Source organism: Kitasatospora sp. NPDC023385 (assembly GCF_055664045.1).
Map to the genome: position 1 here is coordinate 22,388 of NZ_JBVOOL010000036.1, position 18,571 is coordinate 40,958.

General features: G+C 74.7%; 14 protein-coding genes and 2 pseudogenes. 7 read left to right on the plus strand and 9 right to left on the minus strand.

The window, feature by feature from the left end:
- The first annotated feature begins 120 nt into the window (after positions 1 to 120).
- On the plus strand, positions 121 to 741 hold the full coding sequence (locus AC0B61_RS33145; RefSeq protein ID WP_471745586.1) for a TetR/AcrR family transcriptional regulator: 621 nt from the start codon (positions 121 to 123) through the stop codon (positions 739 to 741).
- 243 nt (positions 742 to 984) lie between these two features.
- Positions 985 to 1,731, plus strand: a pseudogene (locus AC0B61_RS33150) (nitrilase-related carbon-nitrogen hydrolase); the annotation flags it as partial.
- A 269-nt stretch (positions 1,732 to 2,000) separates the two neighbouring features.
- On the opposite strand, the pseudogene AC0B61_RS33155 reads toward AC0B61_RS33150, so the two are convergent.
- Positions 2,001 to 2,418, minus strand: a pseudogene (locus AC0B61_RS33155) (MarR family winged helix-turn-helix transcriptional regulator).
- 61 nt (positions 2,419 to 2,479) lie between these two features.
- On the opposite strand from AC0B61_RS33155, the gene AC0B61_RS33160 reads away from it, so the two are divergent.
- The 4 genes from AC0B61_RS33160 to AC0B61_RS33175 all read left to right on the plus strand — a co-directional run bounded on the left by AC0B61_RS33160 (position 2,480) and on the right by AC0B61_RS33175 (position 7,362).
- Complete coding sequence (locus AC0B61_RS33160; protein ID WP_471745635.1) at positions 2,480 to 3,274, plus strand: alpha/beta fold hydrolase; 795 nt, start codon at positions 2,480 to 2,482, stop codon at positions 3,272 to 3,274.
- Between the two features lie 506 nt (positions 3,275 to 3,780).
- Entirely contained in the window at positions 3,781 to 5,361 is a 1,581-nt protein-coding gene (gene crtI / locus AC0B61_RS33165; RefSeq protein ID WP_471745588.1) for a phytoene desaturase family protein, read from the plus strand.
- Complete coding sequence (locus AC0B61_RS33170) at positions 5,348 to 6,355, plus strand: phytoene/squalene synthase family protein (protein ID WP_471745590.1); 1,008 nt, start codon at positions 5,348 to 5,350, stop codon at positions 6,353 to 6,355. Before crtI ends, AC0B61_RS33170 begins: the two co-directional genes overlap by 14 nt.
- A complete protein-coding gene (locus AC0B61_RS33175; protein WP_471745592.1) occupies positions 6,352 to 7,362 on the plus strand; it encodes a DUF5914 domain-containing protein in 1,011 nt (336 codons plus the stop codon). Before AC0B61_RS33170 ends, AC0B61_RS33175 begins: the two co-directional genes overlap by 4 nt.
- A gap of 64 nt (positions 7,363 to 7,426) precedes the next feature.
- On the opposite strand, the gene AC0B61_RS33180 is transcribed toward AC0B61_RS33175, so the two are convergent.
- From AC0B61_RS33180 to AC0B61_RS33195, 4 genes are all read right to left on the minus strand, one after another.
- Positions 7,427 to 8,983 (minus strand): FAD-dependent oxidoreductase, encoded by a 1,557-nt coding sequence (locus tag AC0B61_RS33180; RefSeq protein WP_471745594.1) that lies wholly within the window; start codon positions 8,981 to 8,983, stop codon positions 7,427 to 7,429.
- Entirely contained in the window at positions 8,980 to 9,834 is an 855-nt protein-coding gene (locus AC0B61_RS33185; RefSeq protein WP_471745595.1) for a methyltransferase domain-containing protein, read from the minus strand. Before AC0B61_RS33185 ends, AC0B61_RS33180 begins: the two co-directional genes overlap by 4 nt.
- Positions 9,831 to 11,123: a lycopene cyclase family protein gene (locus AC0B61_RS33190; RefSeq protein WP_471745636.1), complete on the minus strand. Its 1,293-nt coding sequence runs from the start codon at positions 11,121 to 11,123 to the stop codon at positions 9,831 to 9,833. The genes AC0B61_RS33185 and AC0B61_RS33190 overlap by 4 nt, the downstream gene beginning before the upstream one ends.
- A 419-nt stretch (positions 11,124 to 11,542) precedes the next feature.
- The gene (locus AC0B61_RS33195; protein WP_471745597.1) at positions 11,543 to 12,484 is read right to left on the minus strand and encodes a cupin domain-containing protein; all 942 of its coding nucleotides are present in this window, start codon (positions 12,482 to 12,484) and stop codon (positions 11,543 to 11,545) included.
- Between the two features lie 103 nt (positions 12,485 to 12,587).
- Here AC0B61_RS33195 and AC0B61_RS33200 point away from each other — a divergent pair, with 103 nt between their 5' ends.
- A complete protein-coding gene (locus tag AC0B61_RS33200) occupies positions 12,588 to 13,616 on the plus strand; it encodes an aldo/keto reductase (protein ID WP_471745599.1) in 1,029 nt (342 codons plus the stop codon).
- 322 nt (positions 13,617 to 13,938) lie between these two features.
- Here AC0B61_RS33200 and AC0B61_RS33205 read toward each other — a convergent pair whose 3' ends face one another.
- The 4 genes from AC0B61_RS33205 to AC0B61_RS33220 form a co-directional block, all read right to left on the minus strand.
- Entirely contained in the window at positions 13,939 to 14,154 is a 216-nt protein-coding gene (locus tag AC0B61_RS33205) for a hypothetical protein (RefSeq protein WP_030240318.1), read from the minus strand.
- 422 nt (positions 14,155 to 14,576) lie between these two features.
- Positions 14,577 to 14,927 carry a hypothetical protein gene (locus AC0B61_RS33210; RefSeq protein ID WP_051710664.1) on the minus strand — a complete coding sequence of 117 codons (351 nt, stop codon included), beginning with the start codon at positions 14,925 to 14,927 and terminating at the stop codon, positions 14,577 to 14,579.
- A gap of 633 nt (positions 14,928 to 15,560) precedes the next feature.
- A complete protein-coding gene (locus tag AC0B61_RS33215) occupies positions 15,561 to 17,870 on the minus strand; it encodes a trypsin-like serine peptidase (RefSeq protein ID WP_471745601.1) in 2,310 nt (769 codons plus the stop codon).
- A 334-nt stretch (positions 17,871 to 18,204) separates the two neighbouring features.
- The gene (locus tag AC0B61_RS33220) at positions 18,205 to 18,375 is read right to left on the minus strand and encodes a hypothetical protein (protein ID WP_471745603.1); all 171 of its coding nucleotides are present in this window, start codon (positions 18,373 to 18,375) and stop codon (positions 18,205 to 18,207) included.
- Positions 18,376 to 18,571: the final 196 nt, after the last annotated feature.

Here is an 18,571-nt window from a genome sequence, read left to right on the forward strand (position 1 = left end):
GCGGCGGGATCCCGCGCCGGGATCGTCCGAGAAGCCCACCGAAACTAATTGCACTACCAGTGCAACACGTGCACTTGCACTCACGGTGCAAGAATGTCAACGAGAGGGCGAGGAGCCCACGTGAAGCAGACCGGAGCCGCCACACCGGCCCCCGACGGACGCACGGAACGCGGACGCCAGACCCGCGAGAAGATCGCCGACGCGATGCTGTCCCTGCTCGACGAGAACCAGGCGCACTTCCCCGCCGACAAGGTCGCCGAACGCGCCGGCGTCTCCCGCAGGCTGGTGTTCCACCACTTCACGGACATGGCGCAGCTGGCCGAGGTCGCCGTCAGCCGACGCCTGGAGCAGCTGCTGGGCCAGGTCCGGCCGATCCCCGTCGAGGGCCCTCGGGAGGTACGGGTAACGGCCGTCGCGGAGCAGCGCGCCCGCATCCTGGAAGGCCTCACGCCGGCCCGGCTCGCCGTCCTGCGGCTGGAGAACCCGTCCGCCCGGGTCCAGGAGGGCATCCAGCAGATGCTGGACTTCGCCCGGCTGCGGCTCACGCAGATCTTCGCCGCAGAGCTCGACCCGCTCCCCGAGCCGGCCCGGACCGACCTGCTCAACGCCCTGGACGCAGTCACCACATGGAGTGCCTGGTTCCACTGGCGCTCATCCGGCCTGAGCCCCGAGGAGGCCCGGCACGCCATGGCCGCCACCCTGCGAACCCTCCTCACCGGCGCCGACCGGACGCCGGCCTAGCCGCGGCGAGGCCGTCCGGGGCGGCGTCCGCAGGTCCGTCACCGGACGGGGCCGCTCCCGCCCGCTCCCCAGTCGCTCCGAGGGGGTACCGACGACACCGAAGGCGAGGGCGTGCACCCGCCCGGCCGGGCCGGACAGGCCGCCTCCTCCGCCCAACGGATCATGGTGTCTCACTGGGTGATGTGTCGTTTCTTCTGGTGTGGCGGTTGCTGGGATCGCCGGTCACAGAAAGCGCACTTACCGATGAGGCAGCCTGTTCGTGTCGTGTTCCGCTCCGCCCTGCGCACCGCGCCCGCCGTCGGCGAGGGCCTGCGGGTGGCGCTGTACCAGGGCCAGGGGGCGGTCGGCAGCCGGGAGGCGGTGGAGCAGAACATGGACCGGCTGGACGAGGTCACCGCTCTGGCCGCGGACTACGACTGCCAGGTGGTGGTGTTCCCGGAGAAGTACACCACCGGGTACGCCATCGACCCCGGCCAGTGCCGGGAACTGGCGGAGCACTCCCAGGGGCCCTCCATCGACCGGGCCCGCCTGGCAGCCAAGGAGAACAGCCTGTCCGTGGTCCTGCCCTACCCCGAGCGCGAGGGGGATGACTTCTACGACTCCATCAGCGTGATCGCCGCCGACGGGCAGGTGGCCGCGAACTACCGCAAGACCCACCTGTACGGAGCCGCCGAACGGCGCAACTACTCCTTCGGCCAGGAGCTACCGCCCCTGGTCCCGATCAACGGCATCCCGGTGGGCGTGCTGAACTGCTACGAATGCGAGTTCCCGCCGCTCTACCAGTACCTGGCCGAGCGCGGCGCACAGATCGTGCTGGGGCCCACCGCCGCGGACGGCCACTTCCGCCTGGTCGACGGCACTATGAGCCGCGTCCCCTACCAGGACGCCACCCGGCACATCATTCCCGCCATGGCCGCCGTCTGGCGTCTGTTCGTCGCCTACGCCAACCGCCGCGGCTGGGAACAGGTCCCCGCCGGAGCGTGGCAGTATCGGGGCAACTCCGGATCTGGGGGCCCGACGGCGAACCGCTGGTCGCGGCAACCGCCGAAGACCGCCACCAGGACTGCTCCTGATCGCCGACTGCCTGCCGGCGGCCGTCCCGCCCTTCAGCCCCGAGGGGCACCACCCCACCGACAACCGCCTCGCCCTCGACCCGGTGCTACGCGCACCCCGCTGAGAAACGTACGCAGCGGCCTTCGACGGGCGGAGCACCGCTCAGGATGGGACGGGAACCCGCAGGCGGGGTTCCTGCGGCAGGTCTACGTGTCCTGTTCTGCGGTGAGGCGCCGGAGCAGGTCGAGCAGGGTTGCGCGGTCCGGGTCGGGCAAGGCCGAGAAGCAGGCGGCGAGCACCCTGTCGGCAACCGTGTGGCCGTCCGCCAGGACCTGCTCGCCGACGGGCGTGAGATGGTGCTCGATGCGCCGGCCGTGGCCCGGCCGGCGCTCGACGAGGGCCTGGGCTGCCAGGCGGCCGGCGAGCGTTCCGAAGGCCTGCTCGGTCTGGAACGTCGCTGCGGCCAACTCGCGGGCCGACGCGCCGGGTGAGCGGCCGATCGCGCGCAGCGCGTCCCACTGGGCCAGCGTCGTGCCGATGGCGGACAGCGCGCTGTCGAGCCCGGTGCTGCCGGTACTGGGCTTGTTTGACCGCTCTGCCGAGTTCTTGCAGCTCACTGTGCATGGAGTCAGCCTACGCGATAACCAAGCTAGCTTATTTAAAGATGTTTAGTTACGCTGCGGCCATGACCACAGACGCATCAGTCGCATCCGCCGACCTGTCCCTCACGCTGGACGAGGGGGGAGCCGGCAGGCCGGTCCTCGTCCTGCACGGCGGCGGAGGCCCCGCCACCGTCGTCGGCCTCGCCCGACACCTCTCCCGCACCGCACGCACCATCACGCCCGTGCACCCGGGCTGGGACGGCACCCACCGCCCCGCGTGGCTCACCGGAGTCGACGACCTCGCCCTCGTCTACCTCCGCCTCCTGCACGAGCGCGGACTGCGGGACGTTCTCGTCGTCGGCTCCTCGCTCGGCGGCTGGATAGCCGCCGAGATGGCCGTACGCGACAGCGCGGGAACCATCACGGGCCTCGTCCTGATCGACGCCGTCGGCGTCCAGGTCGAGACGGAACCGATCACCGACGTCTTCGCCCTGGACGCCCGCGGCGTCGCGGAGCACTCCTGGCACGACCCCGACCGGTCCTACGTCGCCCCGGCCGACGTCCCGGCCGAAGAACTCGCGCGCAGACACGCCAACATGGCCACCATGCGCGTCCTCGCCGGCGACCCCTACATGCACGACCCCACGCTGCTGCGTCGGCTCGGACAGGTCCGGGTGCCCGCCCTCCTGCTCTGGGGCGAGAGCGACCGCATCGTCACCCCCGCCTACGGCGCGGCGTACGCCGACGCCTTCGGCACCGGCCGACTCGAGGTCATCCCCGGGGCGGGCCACCTTCCGCAGCTCGAACAGCCCGAAGCCGTTTTCGCCCTGGTCGACGCCCACCTGCGCCGGACCGGCGACCCGTCCCTTCACCAGTGAGTGACCGCCGGCGGCCGGCTGCTTCCCCACCGACCGACCGGCCGACCGGCCGGAGCGGTCGTACACAGGTGCGGGCCGCGCTCCCCCGGCGGGGGTTGTGCCGATGGAGGGGCTTTGCCCGTTCGAAGGGGGAATCGTGCGCCGCGGGCGACTGGAGCGCCGAGGCCGGGGATAGACGAACAGAGCCCGCTGCCACGGTGGCCGCGCGGGCCCCGGGGTCCGCACGCGCAGGGGCACCGGAACGCGACGTCGAAAGCGAGCCCGATGTCCAGTCCGTCGTCACCGGTGGTGCCCGCCGCCTCACCCCGAGGGACCGGTCCGGCGCCTGCTACGGGAGGCCCGGCCGCGGTGGAAGGGGTGAACCCCGACGTGCCGGGCGCGGTGGGCCGGGCGCTCGACGTACCCCTCGCCCGGCCGGTGGCCCGCGGGCGCGCCCGCGCCGACGCGGCAGCGGTCGACGCCGCGTCACCCGGGCGCGGTCCGCTCCCCCATGAGCGGGCGGGTGCATGAACCGCGCCGTGCCGTCGGCTGATCACGTCGTCGTCGTGGGAGCGGGCCTGGCCGGACTGTCGGCCGCCTGCCACCTGGTCGGGGCCGGGCGGCGCGTCACCGTCGTCGAGCGGGACGACGCTCCCGGCGGGCGGGCCGGTCGCATCCGGCGCGGCGGTTACCTCTTCGACACCGGTCCCACCGTGCTGACCATGCCGCACCTGGCCGACGAGGCGTTCCGGGCCGTCGGCACCTCGCTGCGCGAGCACGTCGAACTGCTGCCGCTGCACCCCGCGTACCGGGCCCGCTTCGCGGACGGCAGCTCGTTGGACGTGCACACGGACGCGCACGCGATGGAGGCCGAGGTGGAGCGGTTCGCCGGGCCGCGGGAGGCGGCGGGCTACCGGGACCTGCGCCACTGGCTCACCCGGCTCTACCACGCGCAGATGCGGCGCTTCATCGACACCAACTTCGACTCCCCCTGGCAACTGCTCACCCCGGACCTGGGCCGCCTGGCGGCGCTGGGCGGGTTCGGCCGGCTCGCCCCGCGGATCGGGCACCACCTGCGCGACGAGCGGCTGCGCCGGGTCTTCTCCTTCCAGTCCCTCTACGCCGGGGTGGCGCCGGCCCGGGCGCTGGCCGCGTACGCGGTCATCGCCTACATGGACACCGTGGCCGGGGTGTGGTTCCCGCGTGGCGGCATGCACGTCCTCCCCCGGGCGTTGGCCGGGGCCGCCGCGGCGGCGGGCGCCGAGTTCCGCTACGGAAGCACGGTCGGGCGCCTGGAGCGGTCGGGGCAGCGGGTGACGGCCGTCGTCACGGACCGCGAGCGCATTCCCTGCGACGCGGTCGTCCTCACGCCCGACCTGCCCGTGACGTACCGGCTGCTGGGGCGGGCGCCCCGCCGGTGGGTGCCCCTGCGGTTCTCGCCGTCCGCGGTGGTCCTGCACCTGGGCACCGACCGCACCTGGCCCGAGCTGGCGCACCACACCCTGTCGTTCGGCCACGCCTGGGAACGGACCTTCGACGAACTGACCCGCACCGGAGAGCTGATGACGGACCCTTCACTGCTGATCACCCGTGCGACCGCCACCGATCCGTCGCTCGCCCCGGCCGGCCGCCACACCCACTACGTCCTGGCGCCGGCACCCAACACCGTCGTCGGCCCGGACGCCACGACGTGGGGCGACCTGGCACCGGGCTACCGGCGCCACCTGCTCGACACCCTGGAGCAGCGCGGGCTCACCGGCATCGGCGGCGCCATCGAGGAGGAGCTCCTGGTGACCCCGGCCGACTGGGCCGCCCGGGGGCATGCGGCCGGCACGCCGTTCTCCGCGGCCCACACCCTCGCCCAGACCGGGCCGTTCCGGCCGCGCAACCTGGTGCGGGGGCTGGAGAACGCGGTGGTGGCCGGCTGCGGCACCACCCCCGGCGTCGGCGTTCCCACGGTGCTGATCCGCGGGAAGCTCGCCGCCGCCCGCATCACCGGGCCGCCGCGTCCGGGGCGCCCTCCGCGCCTGGGGCACTCGGCGCACTCGGGGCACCCGGTGCGCCCCCTCCCCTGCCCGATCGCAGGAGCCGCTCATGACGGCCCGTGAGCTGGACGCCGCAGGCATCACGGCGCCGGCCCTGCGTGCCGCGTACGCCGCCTGCCGCGACCTCAACGCCCGGCACGGGCGCACGTACTTCCCGGCCGCCCGGCTGCTTCCGGTGGAACGCCGGTGCGCGGTCCACGCCCTGTACGGGTTCGCGCGCTGGGCGGACGACATCGTCGACGGGCTGGACCGGCGCGAGACGCCCGCGGAACGGGACCGGCTGCTGGGACTGCTGGAGGAGGACCTGGCCGCGGGCCTGCGGGGCGGGGGCGCGGCCCACCCGGTGGTACGGGCGGTCGCGGACACCGCCGACCGGTACGGCATCGACCCGCGGTTGTTCACCGACTTCCTGGCCTCGATGCGCGCCGACCTCACCGTCACCGACTATCCGACCTACCAGGACCTCCACCGCTACATGCACGGCTCGGCAGCGGTGATCGGTCTGCAGATGCTGCCCGTCCTCGGGACGGTGACGGACCGTGCCGAGGCCGAGCCGTACGCGGCCCGCCTCGGGGTGGCGTTCCAGCTGACCAACTTCCTGCGCGACGTGGGCGAGGACCTGGACCGCGGCCGGGTCTACCTGCCCGGCGACCTGCTCGCCGCCCACGGCGTCGACCGGCCGCTCCTGCAGTGGAGCCGTCGGACCGGCCGTGACGACGCCCGCATCCGGGCCGCCCTGGTGGCCGCCGCGGGGCTGACCCGCGGCGTCTACCGGGACGCGCAGCCGGGCATCGCGATGCTGGAGCCCAGGGTCCGGCCCTGCATCCGGACCGCTTTCGTGCTCTACGGCGGCATCCTGGACGCGATCGCCGAGGACGGGTACGCGGTGCTGCACCGGCGTTCGGCGGTGCCGCGGCGCCGCCGGGCAGCCGTCGCGGCGGCCGGGCTGGCGCGCGTCCTGGCCGCCCGGGTGCCGGTGGCTGCCCGGGGTGGCTCCGCCTCCGGACCGCCGCACCACCGCCCGGCGGCCCGGCGCGGCCGGGGGGCGGCGCGGTGAGCGCGCCACCCGGACGGCGCCGGACCTCGCCGCTGCGGCTGCGCCGGGGCCCGAACCGGTCGGGGCAGGAGCCGTCGTGGCAGGCGGCGAAGCCCGCGCTGATCGCGTCCGCCCTGGCCCGGGCGACGGCCCGGCCGTCCGGGAACTGGTACGTCGTCGGCCCGGCCGGGAGCATCGCCTCCCGCGGCCGGCCGTGCGGACGCCTGGTGGGCGGGCGGGAGGTGGTGCTGTGGCGGGACGGCGGCGGGACGCTGCGGGCCGGTTCGGGTGTCTGCCCGCACCTGGGCGCGCCGTTGAAGGACGGCCTGGTGGTGGGCGGCACGCTGGTGTGCCACTGGCACGGTCTGGCCCTGGACGGCGTACGGTCCGCCGGGTGGGAGCGCTACCCGGTGCACGAGGACGGGGTCCTCGCCTGGGTGCGGCTGGACGCCGTCGGCGGTGAGGAGCCGACGCAGCGCCCGGCGGTGCCGCGGCGCCCCGCCCCGGAGGGGACCGTCTCGGCGGTGTACACCGGCCTGGGGCGGTGCGAGCCGCAGGACGTGGTGGCCAACCGCCTGGACCCGTGGCACGGTTCCTGGCTGCATCCCTACGCCTTCACCGATCTCCGGGTCGTGGCGGTGCCGGACGCGGCCGGGGACCAGGACGACGGGTTCGTCGTCGACGTGTCGTTCCGGGTGGCGGGGCGGCTGGTCGTGCCGGTGCGGGCGGTGTTCACCGCGCCCGGGCCCCGCACCGTGGTGATGCGCATCGCCCGCGGCGAGGGGGCCGGGTCGGTGGTCGAGACCCACGCCACCGCGCTCACCGCCCCCTTCGCCCCCGCCCCGCGGACGGCGGTCGTGGAGGCGGTGGTCGCCGCGTCCGGGCGGCGCGGCTTCGCCGTGGCGCGGGCACTCGCTCCGGTCCTGCGGCCGGTGATGCGCCGTACGGCCGGGCGGCTGTGGCGCGACGACCTGGCCTACGCGGAGCGCCGATGGGCCCTGCGCAGCACCGGCCGCTTCCCCGGCTGAGCGCCCGGGCTCCCGGCCGCCGACCGGCCGCCGACCGGCTGGCCGGGAGCCGTCCAGGGGCCGTTCAGGGGGCCACCCGGCGGGCCAGGGCGCGCAGCGGGCGACAGCGGCCGGCCCGGGGGACGGACCACAGGGTCTGGCCGGCCACGCCCCAGCGGGCGAGCAGCGCGTTCGCGGCCTGGAAGCCGGTGGTGGCGGCGCGTTCCATCAGGGCGACCGGCAGGTCCGTGCGCACCAGGTCCCCGGCAAGGACGACGGCGGGGTGCGGGGTCACGACGCCGGGGCGGCGGGCCCATCCGCCGACCGGGAACACCGGGCAGTCGCTGCGCCACTCGTGGCGCGCGTCCACGAGGCGGGCGCCGCGGGTCTCCGGGTAGACCTCGTGCAGCCGGGCCGTCATGCGCTTCTCGACCCCGGCACGGTCGGCGTCCCCGTCCACGGCGTAGGCGTGCAGTTCGACCACCGACCCGCCGGTGCGGGCGGCCCACCGCGCCGCCTCTCCCTCCCAGCGGTCGAGGACGCTGACGTTGTCCAGTCCGTCGTAGCCGCTGGTGCCGAGGAATCCGGGCCGGTGCGGAGCGAGGGGGCGGTCCAGCCAGAGCCGGGAGACCAGGAAGCGCGGCGCGGTGCGCAGGGCGGCGATGTCGGCGCGCCAGTGCGGGTCGCCGAGGTGGTCCGAGGCGGCGACGAGGCGCCGCAGGCCGTCGGCGTCGAGGGCCAGGACGACGGCCCGGTGGCGCTCGGCGCCCCGGGCCGGGGTCACCACCTCGATGTCGCCGCCGGGCAGCGGCCGGACCCGGTCGACGGGGGACGCGGTGCGCAGGTCGACGCCCAGGGTGCCCAGGTAGTCGGCGAGGGGCTGCCACAGGGCCTGCGGGTAGGGCTCCGTGGGGACGTCGAACAGCAGTCCTTCGGAGGATCCGAGGAAGTAGATGTGGAACATCAGCAGCAGTTCGGCGGCGGACAGTCGGCGCGGGTCGGTGAAGAAGCTGCGGGAGAACACCTCGAAGGCGAGGTGTCGGGCGCCCGCGGGAAAGTTGATCTTCTCCAGGAAGTCGTGGGCGTTGGTGCCGTCGTACCGTTCGAACACCTCCGGGACGCGGACGTCGAGCAGGGGCAGGGCCGCCCGAGCGTCCAGGGCGGCCAGGTCACGCAGGCCGAAGGTGGGGCTGAGGAGCGCGAATCCGGCCGCGCTGAGCGGAGGGGTGCGCGGCACCCGGGCGAAGCTGTCCGTCAGTCCGCAGCTGTGGCGCAGCGGGTAGTCGGCCAGGGCGGTCAACCGGGTGAGCCCGGGGTCGGTGCGCCGTAGTAGACCGCGCAGGTTGTAGTACTGGCGGAAGAAGGCGTGGAAGCCGCGGCTCATGGTCGCCGTCGAGCCGTCGGCGAGGCGGGTGGGCCAGCCGGCGACCCTTCCGCCCAGCACGGGCTCGCGTTCGTGGAGGGTCACCGCGATGCCGCGTTCGGCGAGTGCGGTGGCGGCTGCCAGGCCGGCGATGCCGCCGCCGACGACGGCGACCCGGGGCGGTTCCGCTCCGGGGAAGCGGGCGTGGCCCGGTGCGGCCTGCACCGTTTCGGCCCGGCGGTCGCGGCCGCGTCGGGCGGCGGGCGTCGTGTTCCTCACGCGTGCGCCTCCGGGTGGGCAGGGCCCGGGCGCGCCGCGGCGGCGGGCGGGGCGGCCGCCGGACGGGGGCGGACGGCGAGGAAGGTGTGGACGATGCCGGTCTGCCACCCGGCCGCCGGCAGGGTGCGCACCGCTGCGAATCCGGCCCGTGCCAGGCGGGCGGCGAAGTGCGGGGCGGTGTCGAAGTCCAGGACGCTGCGGCGCAGGTGGCGATAGAGGCCGCGGTCGCCGGTGAGTGCCCCGGCGGGCTCGACGACCGTCCGGCAGACGGCGTTCCACAGCATCCGGTGCGCCGTCGAGCCGCTGAGGCTGTACTCGTGGACGGCCAGGCGCCCGCCCGGTCGCAGCAGGGTGTGCACACCGGCGAGGACGGCGTCGGTGTCGGTGGTGTTGCGGAACAGGTAGGCGGCGAAGACCGCGTCGTAGCGCTGCCCCGGGGGGACGGTGGCGCCGGTGGTGTCGGCGCCGGTGGCGGTGGCGGCGGCGGTGGCGGTGGTGGCGGTGGAGGTGGAGGTGGCGGCGGCCAGCAGGTGTTCGGCGGTGCGGTGGAGGAAGGCGACGTTCTGCGGCCAGGGCTTCGCGGCCGCCCGTGCCAGCATGCCGGCGGAGGCGTCGACTGCGGTGATCCGGGCGTGTGGCACGGCTTCGAGCAGCGCCCGGGTCGAGGCCCCGGTGCCGCAGCCGAGGTCCAGCACGTGCAGGCCGGCCCCGCCGGCGGGCAGGCGCAGTCGGCGGGCCGAGCGGCGCAGGGCGCCACGGTGGCCGGGGTTGAGGGCGGTCAGCAGGTCGTAGGCCGGTGCGGCGTGGTCGAAGGCACGGATGAGGTCGCGGTCGCGCAGGAGCGACGTCAACGGTTCTCCTCGGAGGCGTCGGGTGCGGGTTCGGGTCCGGGTGCGGGTTCGGGTTCGGGTCCGGCGCCGGGCAGGGCGCGGCGGGGCAGCAGGGGCAGTTCGGCGGCGCAGCGCAGCATCGGGCCGACGGGGCAGCGCAAGCCGATGCGCAGGTCCTCCGCGGGGGTGCTCCGGCCGTCGAGGAATCGCAGGACTTGGGCGGCGGGGGTGCGGCGGAACAGGTCGGTGAAGAAGCGGGGGCCGTCGATCCGGCCGGTGTCCAGGGCCCGCAGCAGGACGGCGTCCATGGCCAGGGCCCGCCGGCGGTGGGGTGCGGGCGCGGGTGCGTTCCGCCCGGATGCCCGCGGCCGGCCGAGGGCGGCGGCGATGGCCCGGCTCTGTCGCTGGACGGCGCTGAACGTGTAGCCGGTGGCCGGGCGGGTGGCGCCGCCGGCGGTGCCGATGCGCACGTGTGCGGGCCCGGCCCGGCGGGGGAAGCGGCCGTCCGTCATGGGGATGACCCCCTGTTCGACGTCCTCCACCGTGAGGGCGCCCAGGCCCAGGATCCGGTGGGTGTAGTCGTGCAGCGCGTGCTCGTATCCGGCGGTGGTGAGGGGGCGCCGGGAGAACTCGGTGTACTCGACGAGGGCGCGGTCGGCGGCCAGGGGCAGGACGTAGCCGAAGGCGAGGCCGTGGGCGGGCTGCGGGACGCGGAAGTCCATCAGATGGGCCGTGCCGGGGTCGAAGCGCGGGCGGTCGGTGTGCACGAACCAGCCGCGGAAGTGCTGCAGGAGAGCGGTCCGGGCCAGTGGCGGCCGCACCGGCGGCCTGGAGTCGAACACGTACCGGGCGTCGAGGGTGAGCGGCCGACCGGCCGGGTCGGTGGCGACCACGCGGGCGCCGGGGCGTCCGTCCGGCCGGGTCTGCACCCGGTGGACGGTGGCCCGCAGGATCCTGGTCCCGGGGTGGGCGCCGAGGCGCTCGTGCACCAGTTCCTCGAACGCGGTGGAGCGCAGCATCCGGTAGCGCAGCGGGGCGGGCTCCACCTCGACGGCCCTCCCGTCCGGGCCGGTGATCCGCAGCCGGGACCACTGCGCGGTGACGGCCTGCTCGTACTCCCCCGGGCCGTCGTCCCAGAAGCACCAGGTCCGCGGCGGCGGCCGCAGCGGGCCCTCAGGGGCCTCGAGGACGGTCAGGTCGAGCCACGGGCGGGGCCGGTGTCCCTCGGGCCCGGGCCCGGGTCCGGGTCCGTGTCCGACCAGCCGGTCGGCCAGACTGAGTCCCGCGGCCCCGCCACCGATGACGACCAGCGGCAAGGGCTCGGATTCAGCGGTTCTTCTCGACCTCAACCTGCTCCACCTTCCGGCTGGACGGGCTTCCGGCGGTCGGCGCCCGGCGCCGTCCGGCAGATCCGTCCGAGCGGGCCCGGCGGGCATCGTCCCAGGCGCGCGGCGGTGTCGACGGCGTAGTGGCGTTCCGGGCGTGTCACCCGCCGCGGATCCCGGCCCGTCCACATCCGCGGTCGCGGTCGTGGTCGTGTTTGCGGTCGCGGTCGTGTTTGCGACGATTCGTGAGGGCAGGCCCGGGGCGGCGCGGGCCCCCCGCACGGGACGGCTTCCCAGCCCTGCCCGGCCGTCCGGCCCGGGGCGGGGCGGGGCGGACGCGGTGCCCGCGCCGGCCGGGCCTCGCAGGAAGCCGAGCAGGACCGGCACGTCGCGGGACCGGCACGTCATGGCGCCCCGGTGCGGGCGCGGCCGGTGACGTTCTGGCGCACGCGGACCCGGTAGCGCATCGGCGACTCGCCGACGACCCGTTTGAACGCCACGCTGAAGGCGCTCTCCGAGCCGTAGCCCAACTCCTCGGCGAGCTCCGCGACACGGGCGTCACCGTCGCGCAGCGCGCGCTGGGCGAGCAGCATGCGCCACCGCCCGAGATACGTCAGCGGTGGCACACCGGCTGCTTCCCGGAACCGCTCGGCGAAGGTCGTCCGGGACATCGCGGCGGCCCGCGCCAACTCCTCGAGCCCCCAGGTGCGCCCGGGGCGGCCGTGCAGCAGGTCGAGGGCGGGGCGGAGGCGCTCGTCGACGAGCAGGCGCAGCCAGCCGGGCGGCAGCGCGGTCTGGTCGACGTAGGACCGCAACAGCTCCAGCAGGAAGAGCTGGCCGTACTGCCGGATCGCGAAGGCCGAGCCGAGCCGCCGCGCGGTCGCCTCGTCGAAGAGCCGCAGCAGGGCCGCGAGGAGCCGGTCGTCGTCACCGGCCGGCCTGATGTGGGCCACGGGTGGCAGTGATCCCAGGAGGAGCGTTCTGCCGGCCTCGTTCAGATCGACGCAGCCACCGATCACGATGTCGTCGGCGTCGCGGTCCGCCGACGCGAAGCGGTCGGAGGAGAAGTCGGATTCCGGCTGCACCTCCTGGCGGGGTTCCGCGCCGGCCTGGAACGAGACCCAGGAGCGCCCGGCGAGGATCGCCACGTCACCCGCCACGAGGTCGACCGGTTCGTCGATCCCGTCGGTGGTCAGGCGGGCCCGCCCGCTGACGAGCGCGAAGAACTTGACCGGGTCGGCGAGCGGTCCGCGGCCCCACCATCCGCCGCGAGCGGCGATGCCGCCGGTGAGGACGCCGCGGACCTCGACCAGGTCGAGTGCTTCGGAGAGTCGGTCTGGAGTCATAACCGTACTCTCGCGCAAGAAATCGGGACTCAAAAGCATTCATCGTCCGGCCGTTCCCCGGCACGCTGGTGACAGCACCCGCAGACGGACCCCAGGAGAGAACATGCACTACCGCAGCCTCGGCCAGACCGGGATCAAGGTGAGCCCCTACGCCCTCGGCGCCATGATGTTCGGCGCGCTCGGCAACACCGATCACGACGACTGCGTCCGCATCGTCCACCGGGCCCTCGACGCCGGCATCAACCTCGTCGACACGGCCGACATGTACGCGCACGGCGAGTCGGAGGAGATCGTCGGCCGCGCGCTGAAGGGCCGTCGGGCCGACGTCGTGCTCGCGACGAAGGCCCGGAACCCGATGAGCGACGAGCCGAACCACCAAGGCGCGTCCCGGCGCTGGCTGGTGCGCGCGTTGGAGGACTCACTGCGCCGCCTCGACACCGACTACGTGGACGTCTACCAGATCCACCGCCCGGACCCCGACACCGACATCGAGGAGACCCTCGGGGCCCTCACCGACCTGCAGCGGACCGGCAAGATCCGCACCTTCGGCACGTCGGCCATGCCGGCCTCCGAGCTCGTCCGGGCCCACTGGGTCGCCGAACGGCGCGGCCTCGCCCGGCCGCGTACCGAGCAACCCGTGTACTCGATCCTCAACCGGGGAATCGAGCGCGAAGTGCTCCCGGTGGCACAGGAGTTCGGCATGGGCACCCTGGTCTGGTCGCCGCTCGGCGGCGGGCTGCTGACCGGGCGCTACCGGAAGGGGCAGGAGGCCGCGACGCACCGCTCGCAGTACGGCTTCCGGCACCTCAAGGACGACCGGCGGCTCGACGTCGTCGAACAGCTCATCCCGCTCGCCGAGGATGCGGGCATGCCGCTGACCCGTCTGGCCATGGGCTTCGTCCTCGCCCACCCCGGCGTCACGTCCGCGCTCCTCGGGCCGCGCACGATGGCACACCTGGAGGACCTGCTCGCGGGCGCCGGGACCACGCTCCCGGACGACGTCCTGGACCGGATCGACGCCATCGTGCCGCCCGGTACGGACACGGGCACGCTCGACATGGCCTACCAGTCGCCGGCCGTCCTCCGGCGGGAACTGCGGCGGCGTCCGGCTGCCGAGCGCGCGGCGGCGTGACCACGGGCGCGACGGCCCGGCGCGGGGACGTAATCGACCGGTGTCCTGCCCGTCCGGCTCACCATCGCGGGCGGCCTCGCCCGCGGCGGCGGCTGAACGCACCGTCCGCCGCCGGGTTCCCTCCGCACGGTGAACGGTGCCGTCGAGGTGGTACCCGGCCCAGCCGGACCGGCGAGGGCTCAGACCTCGGCGACCAGGGCAGCGACCGTGCGCCTGCCCCTGACCGACTCCCGCCGAGGCCGAGGCCGAGGCCGTGGCCTTGGCCGAGCGCCGGCCTCCGAACGCTCCGCAGGTCGGGACGGTGCAGCGCCGACGGATCCGGTCAGATCTGCCGGTCCGGGTCGGAGAAGGTCAGGCCGCCGGGCGCGAGCGGACGCCGGGCCGGGGCAGGTACCGCAACGGTTTCGCCGGGCGGCTGGCGGAAGTCGGCGCCCTGCTCGACCGGCAGCGGCCGGTGCCCGCCGGACTGGACGGGACGGGGCGCATCGGCGGAAGGGTCGGAGAAGGCGGGCAGCGAAAGGCTGCGAGGGTCAGTCATGATCCCCAGTGTCGCAGCCTGAGCGGACAGGGGTGGCCCGGGCCGCCATCACGGGTGGTAGCGGTCCGGCGCCGGCCGTGGCGGCGGGCGGGGACTGGGCGCCGTGGTGGCGAGCGGGACCTGGGCATCGCCGCGGGCGCGCTGCCGCCTTCCCTGCCCGGGATGTCCTGGCGGAGTCCAGCCGGCCCTCGCCGGATCCGCAGGTCCCCGGCCTCGGCAGCGAGCCGGGACGACCCCTCGAAGGTGCCGCCCCGGCGGTCGACAGCCGCCCAGGCACTCCCGGCTCCGTTCCCCAGCGCGGGGCCGGGCGCTCCCGGTGGCCCCATCCGGGCCGGGTGCCCGACCGGCCGGAGAGCTTCCGGCCGTGCCAGGGCCGTGGACAGGTGGAGATCGGGATGCCGCGCTCCGGGGAGCCGGCCGAGTCAGTAGCCCTCGCGTACCTCGAACACGCCGCTGTCCCAGTAGACGGACGGCTCGTCGGCCTCGCTCGGCCAGTCGCTCTGCAGGTGGCGGCGACCGCGCCCGAGAGCCCCGACCCGGTGCGGGCTCAGCCGCCCCGCCATCAGGTCGCCCGCCTCGGCGTCCGTGATCGGCAGCACGGTCCGGTACTGGGCGTCCTGCGAGGCGACCCAGTCGACGTATTCGGTGAAGACGCTCACGAAGGCCTGCGCACAGAGGCCGCAGCGCTGCACGGAGACGATGAAGTGCGAGTCGTCCCGGACCATCCCCTCGACCCGGACCCCGGTGTGGCTCTGATGGTGCGCCCGTGCCACCGCGGCGTCTTCCGCGCAGCAGGCCGAACACCCGAAACCCGCGGACTCCCTCACGCCGCCCCCCGTGGTCGCACCGCTCTCCGGTCGTGGGACGACATGCTAGACGGCGCCGGAGCCGAGGGGGATGCGGGGCCGGCCGGACGCGTCCGGTGCCGCTCCAGCGCCGGGAGGGACGAGAGGGACCGGACCAGCGGTGAACCGCCCAGCGCGGCGCGCGGGCGTCGGCGTAGCCGCTGCGCGGTGGCGTAGCCGCTGGGCGGTGGCGGACGACGGCCGCAGTGGCTCATCCTCACGGCGGATCGCCCGGGGCCAGGTCCGGTCCTATCCCAAAGCCGATGTCGTGGCTGATGCCGTAGCGGTGCACCACGTGGCGACGACCCCGGCGGACTTGGCCTGCGGATTCTGGCGGGTCCGCGCACCCGGCGCGCAGGCCTCGGTGCGGCGGCGTTGTCCGCCGCGGTCTTCCCCGCCAACGTGAAGACGGCGTGCGACTGGCGCGCCGGCCCGCGCCTCCGACCTCGACCTACGGGCCTTGATCAGCCACGGACTCACCCCCGACGGCGCCGCCTGGCAGATCGGGGCTGCCGGCCGACGGCGGCAGCCCCGATCACACCGAGATCCTCGTCAGTCTTCCTAGCCGGTGGCGGCTGCCCGGCCGGTCATGGTGGTTCCTGTTCCGGTGGCCAGCCACAGACTCTTGCCGTCCGCGCTGATCCACGCGGCTTCCCAGCCGCCGCCGGGCGCTGTGGTCAGGGCCGGGCTGGTGCCGGGCGCGACGCCGAGGAGCCAGGGGGCGGCTGCTTGGCCGTTCAGGGTGGTGCCGCGGCCGGTGGCCAGCCAGAGGCTGCCATCGGGGTTGCTGGTGTCCGCGCCGTGCCAGGCCGCCGTCCAGCTCCCGTCGGAGTTGCCGATGATGGAGGGGCTGGTGCCGGGCGCGACGCCGAGGAGCCAGGGGGCGGCCGCTTGACCGTCCATGGTGGTGCCCGAGCCCGTGGCGACCCAGAGGCTGCCGCCCGGGTTGCCGGTGTCAGCCCCGTGCCAGGCCAGCGCCCAGCCGCCGCCCGGCAGTGCGGCCAGCGACGGACTCGTACCCGCCGCGACACCGAGGAGCCAGGGGGCGGCTGCTTGGCCGTTCAGGGTGGTGCCGCGGCCGGTGGCCAGCCAGAGGCTGCCATCGGGGTTGCTGGTGTCCGCGCCGTGCCAGGCCGCCGTCCAGCTCCCGTCGGAGTTGCCGATGATGGAGGGGCTGGTGCCGGGCGCGACGCCGAGGAGCCAGGGGGCGGCCGCTTGACCGTCCATGGTGGTGCCCGAGCCCGTGGCGACCCAGAGGCTGCCGCCCGGGTTGCCGGTGTCAGCCCCGTGCCAGGCCAGCGCCCAGCCGCCGCCCGGCAGTGCGGCCAGCGACGGACTCGTACCCGCCGCGACACCGAGCTTCCACGGCTCGGACAACGAGGTCAGGGTGGTGCCGACACCGGTGGCCAGCCACAGGCTGCCGCCGGGGTTGTCGGAGTCGGCGCCGTGCCAGGCCGCCGTCCAGCTCCCGTCGGGATTGGCGACGATGGAGGGGCTGGTACCGGCCGCGACGCCGAGGAGGTTCGGCTCGGAGAACCCGTTCAGGGAAGTGCCGCTGCCATTGGCGATCCACAGGCTGCCGGTCGGATTGTCGGTGTCCCCGCCGTGCCAGGCCGTCTGGAAGGTGCCGTCCGGCAGGGAGGCGAGAGCCGGGTTGGCGTTCGGGGCGACTCGCGGTGCGGTGGTGTCCACCTGCGAGGGGGCGTCAGGGCTGGCTCCGGCCGACGTGTTCCCGCCGGTTTCCAGGTACCGGACCAGGTTGTCGAACGCGCTGTTCCACACGACGCCGTAGGAGGGGTAGCTGCTGCTGCCGCCCTGCTCGTACCCGCCGACGTTGGCGTACGCGGTGCCCGTGCTGTCGCTGAGCGGACCGCCGGACGCGCCTTCGGCGAACGTGCAGCTGAGCCGGAGTTGGCTGTTGTCGCCGTTGAACCGGGTCGCCGGCGCGTTGCACGCCCGGGGGTCGGAGTAGTCGCCCGGGTAACCGACGGTGTAGGTGGGCGTCGAGGCCGCACTCACGCCGCTCGAGACCTTCCACCGGTGGGTTCCGACCACGTTGCCGATGTACGCGCCGTCGGTGGAGCGCGGCTTGATCCGGTACACGCCGAAGTCGTAGTCGGCGGCGTGGTAGTCGTGCCAGCCCTTGGTGACCCAACCGGTGTCCTGGGCGTACCAGGAGCCCACGCCACCGCCGGAGGAGTTGTCGTTGGGCACGAACCTGTCCGGGCTCGGGGCGTTGAGCCAGAGGCCGGGAGGGCCGCCGAAGGCGTGCCCCGTGCTGTTGTAGATGCAGTGGCCGGCGGTGGCGACGAGGTCGACCGCGATCACCGTGCCGGTGCAGTTCCACTGGACGGGACCGAGGTGGTAGTAGAGCTTGCCGACCGTGGGCTCGCCCCTGGTGGTCCAGGTCGACCCTCCGTCGGACGGGGTGCCGCCCGCGCCGATCGGGCCGGCTTCCACGTCGCCGTACCGCGTACCGGAGTTGGTCAGGTACGCCCTGGCGTAGTAGGTCGTGTTGGGGGCCGCCACGAACCGGTTGACGAGCGAGGAGTAGGCGACGTTGTCGGTGCCGGGAGTGGTGCGGAAGCCCACGTGGTCGCCGGCGTTGGTCGCGGAGTCGGTGAGCGTCGAGTCCTGCCAGGCGACCGAACCGCCGTTGTAACGGGTTCCGATCTGGACGAACAGCCGAACGTCGGTGGTCCCGCCGGTGGACGTCACCTTGGCGTGGATGACGCCGTCCGAGTCCTGGTACACGCAGGGCTGGAGGGTGTACCCGAACGCGACCGCCACACCGGAGCCCGGGCGGCAGACCTCGTCGTTGGCGTGCGCCGGTGTCGCACCCAGGACGGGAAGCAGCCCACCGGCCGTCACGGCCAGCCCGGTCAGGACCGAGGCGAACCGCCTCGGCAGTGCACGTCCCGGTCTTCTCGGGACTCGTAAGAGTACGCGCAGCTTGGCCAACATGGTCGTCCCCTCGTGACGGGCGGCTGTGACGGCCGCGCTCGGCAGAGCGGCAGCCGGTGGCCCAAGTGCCCGCGTTCACGAGCCACTTGGCCGACGCTAGCCATGGCGCGTCCCGATGTCCTCGCCCTTGGGCACGATGCACCGGCGGGCCGGGCCCGGCTACGTCAGGCCCCCGGGCGAGGTTGCGGCGGAGCGGGCCCGCCCGGCCGTCGTGGACCGGGCGGGTGGTGCCGCGCAGCGGTCAGGGCCGGCGGTGGCGGCCGGAGCCGGTCGCCACCGCAGTCGTCGGCGGTGCGTCGGTGAGGGCGATCGCCACCCAGGCGTGACCGTCCCACTCCTGCAACAGCCGCAGGGCGGTGGGGTGCGCGGCGGCCGCGGTGACGACCCGTCGCGCTCCGACCGGCGCAGGCACCGGGTGCGACGGGCGGCCCACTCGCTCAGCGGTTCGTCGTCCACGGCGCTGTCGTCTCTCGCTGGGTGGTCGGTGTGGTCAGCGTGGCAGGGGATACGCGGGGTCGTCCAGCCACCGGGTGCGGGCTCCGTCGTCGTGCGGCTGGACCGCGTGCGTGACGCCGTCCGGGAGCAGCCCCATCAGGTGCTCGACTCCT